The following is a 13,469-nucleotide window of genomic DNA, read 5'->3' on the forward strand; positions in this document are numbered from 1 at the left end:
GCCTCCGCTCACAACGCCGCAAAGGCGAGTTCACCGGCGGATTCGAGCGCCAGATCGTAGGCGACCTCGCCGTCATGCTCGCCGGAATATTCAAGCCCCGTCACCTGAAACGGGCCCGTCACCGTGCCGAAATCCGGGATCACCACCTGCCAGGCGACGATCGTGCCGGCAAAGAAGATCTCGCGGATCGTCGCGTCGCTCGCCTGGTCGCGAAACACGCCGGAGCCCGAAAGCCCCGCCCGCTTCACGCCCGCGCCCTCCAGAAGCTCGCGCCAGCGCCCGGCGGAATCGGTATTGGTGATGTCGACGCTCGCCTGGTTGAACGAAATCCGCCTGGCGCGGAGCCCGGCGACAGTCACGAATTGTCCGTCCCGCTCCAGTTTCAGGAGCAGGTCCTTGCCTTTCTGGGCACTCATGATGGGTTCTCCCGCTGATTTCAGGCAGAGGTTTCGGAGCACCGCCCGGGGGATCTCGGCGAAGAAGCTTCGCTCAAGCGGACAAGCAATTGACAGGATCAGGCAAGCCGCCGCCCGGACGAGACCCTATCTCCCGGTCTCGTCCCAAACGGAGTTCTCGCCCCATGCCCAGTTCCCAGGCCCCGATCGGCTCCCGTTTCGGTGCCGCCTCCACCGCCGAAGAGGTCGTTTCCGGCATCGATCTCTCCGGCAAGACAGCCATTGTCACCGGCGGCTATGCCGGCATCGGCCTCGAGACGGTGCGCGTGCTTGCCGGCGCCGGTGCCGAAATCGTCGTCCCGGTGCGCGATCAGGCAAAGGCCGAGCGCGCCCTCGCCGGTCTTGCGCGCGTCTCCTCGGCGCCGATGGACCTCATGGACCCTGCCTCCATCGATGCCTTCGCCGAGACCTTTCTCGCCTCCGGCCGGGCCCTCGACATTCTCGTCAACAATGCCGGCGTCATGGCGCCGCCCTTGGCGCGCGATGCGCGCGGCTACGAATCCCAGTTCTCCACCAACCATCTCGGGCATTTCCAGCTGACGGCGCGGCTCTGGCCGGCCCTGAAGGCGGCCGGCGCAGCGGGCGGCGCACGCGTCGTGGAGCTCTCCTCGCGCGGCCACCGCTTCTCGCCCGTCATGTTCGACGACGTCAATTTCGAGCGGCGCGGCTACGACCCCTGGCTCGGCTACGGCCAGTCGAAGACGGCCAACATCCTCTTTGCGCTGGAGCTCGACCGGCGGGGCGAAAGCCATGGCGTGCGCGCCTTCTCGCTGCATCCGGGCGGCATCGTCGCGACCGATCTCGGCCGCCATCTCGATCCGTCGAGGCTGCGCGATATGGGCGCCATCGACGACAACGGCGAACCGGTCATCGATCCGGCCCGCTCGCTGAAGACGATCCCCCAGGGGGCCGCCACCTCCGTCTGGTGCGCCGTCAGCCCGGACCTCGACGGCATGGGCGGCGTCTATTGCGATGATTGCGACGTCGCGCCGATCGCGCCGGAAACCGTCGAAAACGCCTCAGACCCCTCGACGCGTCTGACGACCGGCGTGCGCGCCTACGCCGTCGATCCCGACGCCGCCAAACGCCTGTGGACCCTCAGCCAACACCTCACCGGCCTCACCTGGGAGGCCGAGTGAGGCTCACGCCTCCTCCACCACGGCGCGAAATTTCAGCACCGCGCGCCGGCCGCTCGCCTCGCCGGCGCCGCTCGTCTTCATCTGGACGAAGCGGCAGGCGACGAGCGTGAAGCCGGCGAGCGTGAAATCGGCATCATGCAGCAGATCGCGCAAAGCCGCGGCCAATCCGAGCGTCTCGCGGCGGCCGCGGCCGCGCGAAAAGGCGACGAGCGAGAAGACGATCTCGACGAGCTTCGTCTCCGCACCGCTGCCGGCGGCCACGGGCGTCACCTCCATCTCGCCGAGATGCACGTAAGGCGCGCTCATATTCCGCGGCACATGATCGAAGACCTTGTCGGCGCCGATCAGGGCGACGAGCGCCGCATCGCCCGCAAGCCGTTCATAAATCGCCCGCTGCAGGGCCTCTTCGGCACCCATCAGACTTCCTCCACGGCTTCGGCGCGGGTGAAGCGGCCGCTCACGTCGGGGTCGTGGCAGATGACGCAGAGAAACAGCCGCGCGCCGAGCCGCAGCCGGTCGCCCGCCAGAAGCCCCACCTCGCGCCGCACGACAATCTCGTGCGTCACCTCACCGACCCGGCCTTCGCCGAGCGCCACATCGCGCGCCGTCCCGGGGCGGAGATCGGCCCAGACATGCCCGATCGGCAGATAGTCTAGGCTCTCGCCGCCGAGCCCGTCGGGCGCGGTCACCGGCCGTTCCCAGACCATGCGCCGGGAAAGCCGGCCCGGCCTGGTCACAGGTTGCGTCACAGCTCGCATTCCGGAGTGCCTCGACCGTCGGCGCGCCGCGCTCATGCCGGCACCAGCTCGCGAAACGGCGCAATCAGCCGCTCGTAGCCCGCCGGCAGTGCGCCGGGCCCATCGGCCGCGAGCGCCGCGCCGCGATGCTCGTACCAATGGGCGGCACGCAACAGGATCGCCTGGCGCAAGGGCGCCGGCACCTCGGCTGCGGTCTCGCCGAACCCCGCGGTGACGTCGATTTCGAGGCGGATCATTCCCCAACGCCGCGTGTCGAGCCGGAGCTCGTCCGCCGCGCCCCCAAGCGAAATCTCGTCCTCTTCGAGGAGCCTTTCGCCTGAAGCCGTCATGAGCCGCGCGGCATCCACCGACAGGAGCGGGCGGATCGGCAGGCGCACACGCCCGGCTTGCGGCCGGTCCGTCAGGACGAGGCGCCATGCTTGGGCGATCAGGACTTTTCGGAGATCGCCTTCGAGCGCCACGCGCGCGGCGACGAGGTAAGCGGAGATGAGCTCGTCTTCGGCCTCGTGCTCGACGCGCAGATGCGCCTTCGCCTCGGCGAGCGACACGGGCTCCACCTCCGGGCCTTCCAGAAGAATGCGTTGCATATGTCACCTTGGAAAAAAGGAGCGGCCTGCCCGAAGGCAGGCCGCAGGCCGGGGCCCCGTCGGAGGATGGGGGTGCAGGAGCGGGACCCCGGATCACATGAGGGCAGCACCCTCAGGTCGGTGACGACCCTTCTTCGCACGCCTAGCTTGCGCTGAACTTGACAAATTTGATCGCTTCAAAATTAAGAACGCCGCCGCCGACCCGTTTCGTGGTGTAAAAAAGCACGTAGGGCTTGGCCGAATAGGGATCGCGCAGGATGCGGATGCCCTGGCGGTCGACGATCAGATAGCCGCGCGAAAAATCGCCGAAAGCGATCGACAGGGAGCCTGCGGCGATGTCGGGCATGTCTTCGGCGTCCACGACCGGGAAATTCATGATCGTGGCGCGGCTGCCGAGCCCCGCCGGCGGTGCCCAGACATAATTGCCGTCGGCGTCCTTCAGTTTGCGGATCGCCGCCTCGGTGCGCCGGTTCATGACGAAATGGGCGTTCTGGCGGTAGCCGGCCTTCAGCGCATAGACGAGGTCGATCAGAAGATCGCTCGGCATGTCGGCCGGAAAGCCACCGGAAACCCCGGTCGAAAGCGTGCCGAGCTTGCCCCATTCCCAGGCGCTTTCGGCGACATTCGGCACGGCGAGAAATCCCGTCGGCTTCTTGTTGCCGTCGCCTTTGACGAAGGCCGCGCTCTCCTGTTCGGCAAAGGCCTGATCGACCTCGCCGGCCAGCCAGGCGGAGAGATCGACGATCGCATCGTCGAGAAGCGCGCCCGTCGCCGCGGGCATCGCATAAAGCTCCATCACCAGATATTCGAGCGCATCGAGAACCGGCGTGTCGGTTTCGGGCCGCGCATCCGTCTCGCCGACCCAGCCGGTCGCCGGCCCGCTCACCGCGAACGGCTTTTTGTAGAGGCTGCCCGAAACGGTGATCGTGCTCGCAATCGCCCGGATCGGCGACACCTCGACAAGCCTGCGGCCGATCTCCGCTTCCGTCTCGTCCGGCACCAGATAGCCGCCATCCGCGCCGTCGGAGGCGCCGATCGCCATCGCCTTTCGCTCGAGCCGTGCAAGAGCCGCGGTCTCGCCCGCCCGCAGGTAGCGGGAGAAGGCGGCGCCATGGCCGGAGAGATCGGCACCGGCGCGTTCCAGACGCGGCTCTGCCCCGGTGCCGCCGGAAAGCCGCGGCCGCCGTCCCTCGATCGTCAGGCGTTCGATCGCCCGTTCCTGCCGGTCGAGCACGTCGTTGAGGCGCGCCACCTTCTCCTCGGTGACGACATCGGGGGCAAGGCGCCGCTCGATCTCGCCGAGCCGCTCGTCATTGGCCTCCTTGAAGGCCTCGAAGGCGTTCATGAATTCGTCGAAGGCGGCGCCCACTTCAGGCGTCGGCCCCGCCTTGGTCTCGGCAAGGCCATCGCCATGCATCTTGTTTTCCAGCGCCGGGCGCAACTCGGCCGTTCGGGCAGACATCGTCATTTCGTCCTCTTGGTTTCGCGTCTTCAGGAAAAGGCCGGTGCCGCACGCCGCGGCCTGACAGCTTTCGGCCCAGCAGCTTTCGGCCGCGCGGGTGTCAGGCGCCGCGCGGCGTCCAAAAACCTTGCGGAAAGCCCCGCCTCGCTTGTCTTGACGGAGGCGATGCGTGCCTCCGTCAGCATCGGAAAGGTGACGATCGAGACCTCCCAGAGGTCGATCTCGTAGAGGCGCCGGATGCCGGCCCGCCGGTCCTTGCGCCCGCGCAGCGTGCGGTAGCCGATCGACAGCCCGTCGAGCCCGCCCGCCTTCAACAGCGCATGCACCTCGCGCGCCCGCGCCACGTCGAGCGTCAGCTGTCCGCGCACGAAAAGCCCGCGCCGATCTTCGCGAATCTCCTCCCACACACCGATCGGCTCGGCCGGATCGTGCTGGAAGAGCATGCGGATGCCGGCCGCCCCGCGCGCCTTCAAGGAGCTCGCGAAGGCGCCCGGCATGACGATATCGCCGGCCAGATCGCGCCGGCCGAACAGGCTCGCATAGCCGGAGAAGCGCCCATCGGCGCCGATCTCCTGCAGGCTTTCGCGCAAGGCCGTGGTGCCGGGGCGGATGTCCGGCCCGTGCCGGGCGCGCGCCCTCATCGCACCACCCGGAAACGCGGCCTGCCGGTCTCGCCGGCAGCGCCGTTTCCGTGGCGCGCAAATCTCTGCTCGGCGATCGCCCCCAGAAGCCTGACGGCGAATTCCGAAAAGACGGCGCGATGGTCCGTTCGCGCCGGCAACAGCGCGTTCCAAAGTCTCTTCATCGTGGCCTCGAAAGTTCAGGAATGGTCGCGGAACAGCCGGTTCAGCTGTGCGATCTCCTTGACGAAATCGTTGAAACGCCGGTTGGAGGCGGCGAGCTCGCGCAGGCTCCAGACGAGAAGCCCGGAGGCGCCCGACGCCCACAGAAACAGCGCCAGATGCGCCAGATCGCCCCGTTCGGCGAAGGTCTTGGTGAGCTCAGGCATCGTCACCCCTTCGCTTCCTGTGATGTTCGCCCAGCCGGAGAACCGGCCGGCGCCCGGATCAGCCTGCCGGGCCGGGCGCGACCGCCGCGTCTTCCAGCCAGGCGATGAAAAGCTGCGCATCGCGGTTCGGCCGGCGCGGCCTCAGTGCGACATAGACCTGCCCCGTCGGGGCAAAGCCGAAAGGTGCCAGAAGCCGACCCGCCGCAACATCGTCGCGCACCAGCACTTCGGGCGCGATCGCCACTCCGAGCCCGGCCGTCGCCGCTTCGAGCAGGAAGTAGAAATGCTCGAAGACGCGCCCGCCCGCCGGCGGCGCCAGATCCATCTCACGGCACCAATCGGCCCAGGCCGCCGGCCGCGTCTTCGTATGCAGCACCGGCAGCGCATGAAGCGTCTCCGGCGCGTCGAGATCGACGCTCGCGGCAAGCTTCGGGCTCACCACCGGCCCGGCCGCCTCGGCAAACAGCTCCGTCACCTCCGCGTCGCCCCAGGGCGCGCGGCCGACGCGGATCGCCACGTCGAAACGATGGCGGGAGAAATCCACCGGCCCGTATTCGCCGGTCAGCCGCACCTCGATCTTCGGATGCGCCGCCTGGAAATCGACGAGCCGCGGGATCAGCCAGCGCATGGCGAGCGTGCCCGTGCAGGAGACGTCGAGAAACCGGCTCTCGCTCTGCATGGCGCGGGCGACCGCCACCTCGATGCCGTCGAAGGCCTCGGTCAGGGCCGGTTCGAGCTCCAGCGCCGTCTGCGTCGGCACCAGCTTGTTGCGCGGCCCCTCGAACAGCGGAACCTCAAGGATCTCCTCCAAAAGCCGCACCTGGCGGCTGACGGCGCCATGCGTCACGCCGAGCTCGTCGGCGGCAAGCCGCATCTGGCCATGCCGCATCGTCGCCTCGAAGGCGCGCAGGGCATTGAGCGGAAGAGCACCGCGCTTCATGTGCGTTTTCCTCACACCAAGCGCCAAAAATCATCGTTTTTCCAAGAAAGCGCAATCATCCAGAAGAGGAAACGACACATCACGCCGCGCTGCCTGCGGCCGCAGACCCCTCTCCTGGAAAGCCTGCATGGACAATCACGTCTTCGCCGCGGTCATCCTCGCCGCCCTTCTCCATGCCGGATGGAATTCCGTGGTGAAGGTCGGGCTCGACCGCGTCTCCACGATCCTGCTCCTCGCCATCGCGCAGGCGGCGATCGCAGCCGTCGCGCTGCCCTTCGTCGACCGGCCGGCGGCAGCCGCCTTCCCGATGATCGCGGCTGCGGCCGCCCTTCATGCCGGCTACAAGCTCTTTCTCATCGAAGCCTATGCGCGCGCCGATCTCAGCCAGGCCTATCCGCTCGCCCGCGGCGCTGCGCCGATCTTCGTCACGGTCATCTCCGTCCTGTTTCTCGATGCCACCTTTGCGCCGTCCGCTCTCGTCGCCATCGGCGCCATCTCGGCCGGCATTCTCCTGATGGCGGCGAAGGGCTCGACCTCCGGCCGCATGGACGGGCATGCCCTCTTCTTCGCCCTCGGCACGGCCGGCTTCACCGCCAGCTACACGCTCCTCGACGGCCTCGGCGCGCGCGTCGCCGGCACACCGTCCGGCTTCGTCCTGTGGATGGTCATCGGCGATACCGCTCTCCTCACGGCCTTCATCGCCCTCCGGCATGGCCGCGCCGCCTTCGCCGGCCTCCGGCCCGCCTGGAAAAGCGGCGTCGCCGCCGGGGCGATGTCGCTCGGCTCTTATTGGATCGCGGTCTGGGCGTTCACGCAGGCGCCGATCGCGCTCGTCGCCGCACTGCGGGAATCGAGCATCCTCTTTGCCGCGCTCATCGCCGCCTTCGTCCTGCGCGAACCCGTCAGCCGCTGGCGGTGGATCTCGGCCGCCTGCATCGCCTGCGGCCTCGCCCTGATGAAGGCCTGAAAACCGTCACGCCTCGAGCGGCCCGTAACCCAGGGCCTCGCGCTTTTCGTCGTCGGTCAAAAAACTCGCCTCCGACAGCCGTTTCCAGCGTTCCGCCCGGTCGGCAGCGAGCGCATCGATCTGATCGGCGTCATAGGCAAGGCGCAGGCGCTCGCCGAAGGAAGGCGCCAGCCAATTCGACAGCGCACCCGTCATGCGCCCGATCAGTGGCAAGACCGTCTGGCGCCACAGCGCCCGGTTCGCCTCCTGGTAATTGGAATAGGTGTTGTCGCCCGGAATGCCGAGCAGCATCGGCGGCACGCCGAAGGCGAGCGCGATCTCGCGCGCCGCGGCGTTCTTCGCTTCCAGAAAATCCATGTCCCTCGGCGACAGGCTCATCGCCTGCCAGGAGAGTCCACCCTCCAGGAGAAGTGGCCGTCCGGCATTGGCCGCGCCCTCGAAATTCTCTGTGAGCTCGCCTTTCAGGCGGGCGAACTGGTCTTCCGACAGGTTCGCCCCTTCCGGCCCCTGATAGACGAGTGCACCGGAAGGTCGTGCGGCATTCTCCAGAAGCGCCTTGTTCCAGGCCGACGCCTCGTTGTGGAGGTCGAGCGCCTTCTGCGCGGCTTCGAGCGGGGCAAACCCGTAATAATCGTTGAGCGGATGAAAGAGCGTCAGATGCAGGATCGGCGACAGCCCCTCCTCCGGCATCTGAAAGCGCAGGCTGCGCCCGGCGACCGTATATTCATACGCCTCCGCCCAGCCCTCGGGCCCGGCAATCACCTTCATCCGGTCCGGCCGCAGCGCATAGATTTCGCGGATCTCACCGTCTGAGCCCGCCACCGCCTCCAGATAGGCATTGCCGGCGGTCAGGAGATGGCCATAGGCCGCCTCGAGCAGCTCCGCCCCGGCCTCGCGTGGATTGGGCCGGGCGAGAAGCGCCAGAAGCGGATGCTCGGCGAGCTCTCGCTCCCCCTCATAAAGAAGCAGCGGCACGGAGGCCGCCGCCTCGGAAATCAGCCGCACGGCGCGGTAGACGATGGCATTTTCCATATAGCCGCGCCGGGCGAGCGCCGCGTAATGGCGCGGCGTCCACACCGGCGCGCCGGTGCGTGCAAAGGCGATCAGCGGTCCCGTGCGCGAGGCTTTCGCCTCCGGCGCTTGTCTCCACCAGCGCATGCGTGTCTCCCTTGTTCAGGCGGCATTTTCGAGACGCGCGGCCGCTCCCGACGCTTGAACCCGCACCCGTCCTCTCCCCGCCGGGGAGAGGGGGACCGGTGAGACCGGCCGGGTGAGGGATAAGCTTGCGGGATGGCCCAAACAGGGAGACCCCGCCGGATCAGCCCTTCAGAGCCGCCTCGATCGTTGCCGCGAAAGGCGTCGTCGGCCGGCCGATCAGCCGCGACAGTTCGTGTGTGTCGTCGAAAAGATCGCCCTTGGCGGCGCCGGCATCGGAATCGGCGAGCATCGCCGCCACCCCGTCCGGCAGGCCGGCGCTCTTGAGCGCTTCGCGATACTCCGCCTCGGGCATGTCGGCATAGGCGACCGTCTGGCCCGACTGGCGCGAGATTTCGGCGGCGAATTCGGTGAGCGTATAGGCCTCGTCGCCGGCGAGTTCGTGAACTTGGCGCGGCTCGGTGTCATCGACCAGCGCGACGGCCGCCGCTTCCGCATAATCGGCGCGGGCAGCGCTTGCGATCCGCCCGCCATCGGCACTCCCCATCAGGGCGCCATGCTCCAGCGCCGGCGGGATCGAGGCGGCGTAATTCTCCGTGTACCAGCCGTTGCGCAGCAGCGTGACGGCGAGACCGCTTGTGGCCAGCGCCGCTTCGGTGTCGCGGTGCTCCTCGGCCAGTCCGAGCGTGGACCGGTCGGCATGCAGCAGGCTCGTATAGGCGATGCGCTGAACACCGGCACGCTTTGCCGCCTCCACGACATTGCGGTGCTGGCCCGCGCGGCGTCCGACGGCGTTTGAGGAAATCAGCAACAGCCGCTCCACACCGGCAAAGGCGGCATCGAGCGTTTCCGGGCGTTCGTAATCGCCTTCACGGATCGTGACGCCCTCAGGGAAAAGACCTGCGGACTTCGCGGGATCGCGCACGATCGCGACAACCGCCTCGGCGCCGACGCGGCGGACGAGGTCGGCAATGACGAGGCGCCCGAGCTGGCCGCTCGCGCCGGTGACGGCATAACGTGGATTGGTGCTCATCGGAATTCTCCGGTCTCTTGTCTTGACATAGTCTCATTTAGAGACCGTATATCGATCAGAGAAGACGGCACTTTCCCGTCACCAGGTTACCGACAAGCCCCTTATGGAGGTCGAGATGGCGCAAGAGCTGGAGCCGCACCGCGCGCTCGGTGAAAAATTCGAAAGCTGGATGCAATTCGATTTCGACGCGACACGCTGCCCGGTGCGCAACCTCCTCGACCATATCGGCGACCGCTGGTCGATCCTCATTCTCTCAGCGCTCGCCGGCGGCCCGAAACGCTTCAGCGCGCTCGCCCGCGCCGTGCCGGACATCTCCAAGCGCATGCTGACCCAGACGTTGCGCCGGCTGCAATCCGACGGCTTCATCGACCGCGACGTGCAGCCGACCGTGCCGCCGCAGGTCACCTATTCGCTCACCCCCCTCGGCAAAAGCCTCGCCGGCCCGCTTCTGACCCTCATCGACTGGGCCGAAACCAACTTCGCCTCTGTCGTCGAAGCCCGCCAGAAAATGGCCGAGGCGGCGTAACGACACAGCGGTCTAAAAATGTGCCAACAGCATCATCAGGCGCGAGATGGCCGGCGGGCGCAACCTGAGCCCGACTAGCCATGCGACTATGTGAGATTGCTATTGACGAGAATGAGCTCAACCTGCGGAATGCTACGGAGATTCAACGTGGATTCCAGCTAGGATGCCCATACGCTATCGGCACGCCGCAATTGCAATTGGAACATTCCTAAGCTTACAAGCCCCTTGCATCGACAGAGTATTGGCGAGCAATCTAGGTCAAGATAACCGTGCAGAGAGTGCAGAACAACATCCCGAGAGAGATGAATTTTCGATTCCGGTCCGGATAGTCGAGCCCCCTGAAGAAAGAGAGGCGCGCCACGGCCGTGATCGCGAAAGCGACCAACGTGAACGCGACGACTTGATAGCTCAGAACCGCGCGGCTGAAGCTAGCATTAGATCAGCTGAACTCGCCTGGTGGCAGAGTTTCTGGACATTTTTTCAAACTTTGCTTGTGGCCGTTGGCACCATCGCCATAGTCTGGACGCTCTTCGAGACAAGAAAAGCCGTTGAGGCCGCTAGTAATACCGTGGTCGTCACTAGAGAGATTGGCGAAGCACAAGTCCGCGCATATCTGACATGCAATGGGGCAAATTACCGCCGCAGCGAAAACGGAATCAAAGTTTCCGTTGAATTGACTAATAATGGTCAATCTCCTGCATCGGATATTAAAGTTCGTGGTAGAATTATATTCCCAACTCCAGCCATCTCTCCAAAATTTCCCTTTGACAGCATCACAACGGTAAGTCGAGAATCTCATAATATTTGCGGAGTCATCCCCGCCGGCGGGACCGGGGAAACTTTTTTGACATGGAGAGATGATGAAATTTCTGGAGTTCCACTCTTTGATGGAGCCCATCCTGGTAGGGTGACGGGAGCAATCTACTGGCAGGACGTCTTCGACAAGACACAGAGTCTTCGTTTCAATCTTTGGCGTGTGGGGGATGAGCAGTTTCTCGAGGGGGAGCGAATCGGCCGGTTTCACGCCTTCCATGACCAACATGAGGACGGCGAAAACTAGCTTAGCGTGCAATAGAGCTGCTCCTCGCTTGGTATTGCGTTTACTGCCGAAGGCCTTACCTCCGCGCCCCCTCAAATCCGCCGCACCCGCGCCTCGCCGCCGCCGGTCAGCATCAGGTCGGTCAGCGCCCAGACGAGCGCGTCGACCCGGTCCGGCGAGTGGCCCGAGGAGAGCCCGCCGAGGCCGAAATCGGCCATTTCGTCTTCGAGCTCCGGCAGCACGCCGACATGGCGGATGCGCCCCTGCTCGTAGAGGGCGGCGACCGGCTCGGCGCGCACCACCTTGCCGCGGCTCGCATGGACGAGGCGCACGGGGACGCCCGGATCGGCCTGGCGGATGACGGCGGCCACCATGTCGCCGCCCTGGTTCGCCTCCGCCACCAGCCGGTCGGCGGAGAGCGCGTGAAAGAGGTCGACGGCCCGCCCCGCCCAGCCGGCGGGCGAAAGCCCCTGCGCCGTCTTGTCGGCGAGCACATAGCCGAACCCGTCCGCCCCGCGCCCGGCCGCCACGATCCCGCAGGCATCGGCCTCGCGCCCCGACGAGGCCGGCGGATCGACGGCGACGACCACGCGGATCAGCTCCGGCGCCGTCTCGACCCGCCCCGCCTCGATATCGGCGCGCTTGAAGAGCGCATCCGGCCGGTCGGAAATCAGTTCTGCATCGAGCTCCTGGCGCCCGAGCCTCGTGCCGCGATAGCGCCCGACGACGGCCTCCAGAAAACCCGGCGCCAGATTGGCGGCGTTCATCGCCGTCGTCGCCTTGGTCACGGCCGTTCGCGGCGCCGCCAGAAGCCGCTTGACGAGCGGCACGTTGCGCGGCGTCGTCGTCACGAGCTGGCGCGGGTTCAGCCCAAGCCGGAGCCCGAATTGCAGCATGTCGAAGGTCGCCTCGGCATAGGTCCACTTGGCGAGCTCGTCGCACCAGGCGGCGTGAAACTGCGGCCCGCGCAGGCTTTCGGGATCCTGCGAGGAAAACATCAGCGCCTGGGCCCCGTTCGGCCACAGGAGCCGGCGCCGCGTCGTCGAAAAGCTCGGCCGCTCGCTCGGCCGGTGCAGGCCCAAAAGCCCTGACGGCCCCTCCACCATCACGTCGCGCACATCGGCGAGCGTCTCGCCGACGAGCGCGATGCGCTCCAGCGGCTCGCGGGCAAAGGGGCGCTGACCGAGCGCCAGCCCTTTCACCCATTCCGCCCCGGCGCGCGTCTTGCCGGCGCCGCGCCCGCCGAGATAGAGCCAGACCGTCCAGTCGCCCTCGGGCGGCAGCTGGTCGGGCCGGGCCCAAAGCCGCCAGTCGAGAAGCCGGGCGAGTTCGTCTGAACTCTTTTCCGACATCGCCGTGTCGAGATCCTCGGCGCCGATAAGCGCCGTCCATTCGGCGCGCAGGCCCGGCGGGCATTTCGGGCGCATCGCCGCCTCCCCGGCGGCCAGGCCACCTGTTCGTGTTGTCGCGACGCTCAGGGGCCTCCGCGCGGCCTCACCGCTGCCCGGCGCGCTTCTTCAAGGACACGATCCGCCGCGACAGCTCGGCGCGCAGCCAGTCCTGATCGTCCGTTTCGCTCGGCGCTTTCTCGCCGCCCTTGCGCGCCAGCGCCTCGGCCCGGTCCAGCATGCGCGCCGCCTCCGACAGGAGCCGCACATCCTTCTCGTCCACCTCGCCCTCCCTCGAAAACCGCGCTTCCAGCCGCCCGAGCTCGGCATCGACGAGCCGGAGAAGCCGTTCGACCCGTCCTGGCGGCCGCTCCGGCGTTTTCGCGCGCGACCCTGAGCCCGAACTGCGCCCGTTTCCGCGCGCCCCAGCGGCCAGCGCCCCAGCGCCGCCGCGCCCCCCGGCAGAAATCTTCGTCGATCCGTCTCCAGACCCGGCTTCGGCCTTCGCCCGCTCCTCACGCTCCGCCGCCCTCTGACGGCTGATCGCTGCCAGATCGCTGGAGCGCGGCGTCCAGCCCTCGCGGCGGCGGCGCTCGGCGATCGCCCCCGCACTCACATGAAAGCGCCGGCGGATGGCGGACAGCGGCGCCGCGCCGTCCTCATAGGCAGCCCGGATCGCGGCCCAGTCAGCTTCCTCGGCCAAAACCCCTCCGCATCTGAACGTATTGAAAAGCCCGGCCGGAAGGCGGGATCAGCTCGTCACACCGCCGCCCGGACCCGCAGCCCGCCAGCCATGAGCGAGCGACAAAGCGCGCTCGAACGAACACTCAAGAACAAATGCGATCGGGCAAGCGTGCAAGCAGATGAGGACAAGCGCACTCCCCGGCCCCGCCCCAGCAGCGCCGCGCAAACCCCAAAAATCTCGGAAAACGATCGGCCCCAAACCGTGCGTCAGCCGCACATCTCCGACCGTACCTGAACCCTAGCAAAGCACCGCACGGTCGTCAAGGA

Annotated in this window: 17 protein-coding genes; 4 read left to right on the forward strand and 13 right to left on the reverse strand. The window is 67.1% G+C overall.

Annotated features, from left to right (window positions below; all coding sequences use genetic code 11):
- Positions 1 to 8 precede the first annotated feature (8 nt).
- Complete coding sequence (locus ACK8CP_RS10285) at positions 9 to 416, reverse strand: phage major tail protein, TP901-1 family (protein WP_128292597.1); 408 nt, start codon at positions 414 to 416, stop codon at positions 9 to 11.
- Positions 417 to 580: 164 nt separating this feature from the next.
- On the opposite strand from ACK8CP_RS10285, the gene ACK8CP_RS10290 reads away from it, so the two are divergent.
- A complete protein-coding gene (locus ACK8CP_RS10290) occupies positions 581 to 1,594 on the forward strand; it encodes an oxidoreductase (RefSeq protein WP_414831687.1) in 1,014 nt (337 codons plus the stop codon).
- A gap of 3 nt (positions 1,595 to 1,597) precedes the next feature.
- Here the strand turns inward: ACK8CP_RS10290 and ACK8CP_RS10295 are convergent, their stop codons facing one another.
- The 8 genes from ACK8CP_RS10295 to ACK8CP_RS10330 all read right to left on the reverse strand — a co-directional run bounded on the left by ACK8CP_RS10295 (position 1,598) and on the right by ACK8CP_RS10330 (position 6,350).
- A complete protein-coding gene (locus ACK8CP_RS10295; protein ID WP_414831688.1) occupies positions 1,598 to 2,011 on the reverse strand; it encodes a DUF3168 domain-containing protein in 414 nt (137 codons plus the stop codon).
- A complete protein-coding gene (locus ACK8CP_RS10300; RefSeq protein WP_414831689.1) occupies positions 2,011 to 2,343 on the reverse strand; it encodes a head-tail adaptor protein in 333 nt (110 codons plus the stop codon). The genes ACK8CP_RS10295 and ACK8CP_RS10300 overlap by 1 nt, the downstream gene beginning before the upstream one ends.
- A gap of 41 nt (positions 2,344 to 2,384) precedes the next feature.
- A complete protein-coding gene (locus tag ACK8CP_RS10305) occupies positions 2,385 to 2,939 on the reverse strand; it encodes a head-tail connector protein (protein WP_414831690.1) in 555 nt (184 codons plus the stop codon).
- 142 nt (positions 2,940 to 3,081) lie between these two features.
- Entirely contained in the window at positions 3,082 to 4,401 is a 1,320-nt protein-coding gene (locus tag ACK8CP_RS10310) for a phage major capsid protein (protein WP_414831691.1), read from the reverse strand.
- Positions 4,402 to 4,430: 29 nt separating this feature from the next.
- Positions 4,431 to 5,042 (reverse strand): HK97 family phage prohead protease, encoded by a 612-nt coding sequence (locus ACK8CP_RS10315; RefSeq protein WP_414831692.1) that lies wholly within the window; start codon positions 5,040 to 5,042, stop codon positions 4,431 to 4,433.
- Entirely contained in the window at positions 5,039 to 5,206 is a 168-nt protein-coding gene (locus tag ACK8CP_RS10320) for a hypothetical protein (protein ID WP_164879654.1), read from the reverse strand. Before ACK8CP_RS10320 ends, ACK8CP_RS10315 begins: the two co-directional genes overlap by 4 nt.
- A 15-nt stretch (positions 5,207 to 5,221) precedes the next feature.
- Complete coding sequence (locus ACK8CP_RS10325) at positions 5,222 to 5,410, reverse strand: hypothetical protein (RefSeq protein WP_092810102.1); 189 nt, start codon at positions 5,408 to 5,410, stop codon at positions 5,222 to 5,224.
- 58 nt (positions 5,411 to 5,468) lie between these two features.
- Complete coding sequence (locus ACK8CP_RS10330; protein ID WP_414831693.1) at positions 5,469 to 6,350, reverse strand: LysR family transcriptional regulator; 882 nt, start codon at positions 6,348 to 6,350, stop codon at positions 5,469 to 5,471.
- A gap of 127 nt (positions 6,351 to 6,477) precedes the next feature.
- Between ACK8CP_RS10330 and ACK8CP_RS10335 the strand changes: the two genes are divergently transcribed.
- Positions 6,478 to 7,317 carry an EamA family transporter gene (locus ACK8CP_RS10335; RefSeq protein WP_414831694.1) on the forward strand — a complete coding sequence of 280 codons (840 nt, stop codon included), beginning with the start codon at positions 6,478 to 6,480 and terminating at the stop codon, positions 7,315 to 7,317.
- Between the two features lie 6 nt (positions 7,318 to 7,323).
- On the opposite strand, the gene ACK8CP_RS10340 is transcribed toward ACK8CP_RS10335, so the two are convergent.
- Together ACK8CP_RS10340 and ACK8CP_RS10345 are read right to left on the reverse strand one after the other, a co-directional pair.
- Entirely contained in the window at positions 7,324 to 8,475 is a 1,152-nt protein-coding gene (locus ACK8CP_RS10340) for a phage portal protein (protein ID WP_414831695.1), read from the reverse strand.
- Between the two features lie 160 nt (positions 8,476 to 8,635).
- On the reverse strand, positions 8,636 to 9,505 hold the full coding sequence (locus ACK8CP_RS10345) for an SDR family oxidoreductase (RefSeq protein WP_414831696.1): 870 nt from the start codon (positions 9,503 to 9,505) through the stop codon (positions 8,636 to 8,638).
- A gap of 115 nt (positions 9,506 to 9,620) precedes the next feature.
- On the opposite strand from ACK8CP_RS10345, the gene ACK8CP_RS10350 reads away from it, so the two are divergent.
- Both ACK8CP_RS10350 and ACK8CP_RS10355 read left to right on the forward strand, forming a co-directional pair.
- Positions 9,621 to 10,031, forward strand: coding sequence for a winged helix-turn-helix transcriptional regulator (locus tag ACK8CP_RS10350; protein ID WP_414831697.1), 411 nt, complete (start codon positions 9,621 to 9,623; stop codon positions 10,029 to 10,031).
- 163 nt (positions 10,032 to 10,194) lie between these two features.
- The gene (locus ACK8CP_RS10355; protein ID WP_414831698.1) at positions 10,195 to 11,091 is read left to right on the forward strand and encodes a hypothetical protein; all 897 of its coding nucleotides are present in this window, start codon (positions 10,195 to 10,197) and stop codon (positions 11,089 to 11,091) included.
- A gap of 71 nt (positions 11,092 to 11,162) precedes the next feature.
- Here ACK8CP_RS10355 and ACK8CP_RS10360 read toward each other — a convergent pair whose 3' ends face one another.
- Positions 11,163 to 12,422, reverse strand: a complete 1,260-nt coding sequence (locus tag ACK8CP_RS10360; RefSeq protein ID WP_414834238.1) for a DNA-packaging protein — start codon at positions 12,420 to 12,422, stop codon at positions 11,163 to 11,165.
- Positions 12,423 to 12,564: 142 nt separating this feature from the next.
- Positions 12,565 to 13,161 (reverse strand): hypothetical protein, encoded by a 597-nt coding sequence (locus ACK8CP_RS10365; RefSeq protein WP_414831699.1) that lies wholly within the window; start codon positions 13,159 to 13,161, stop codon positions 12,565 to 12,567.
- Between the last annotated feature and the right edge of the window lie 308 nt (positions 13,162 to 13,469).

Origin of the sequence: Afifella sp. YEN Y35, from assembly GCF_047553465.1 — a bacterium.
Classification (GTDB): domain Bacteria; phylum Pseudomonadota; class Alphaproteobacteria; order Rhizobiales; family Afifellaceae; genus Afifella; species Afifella aestuarii.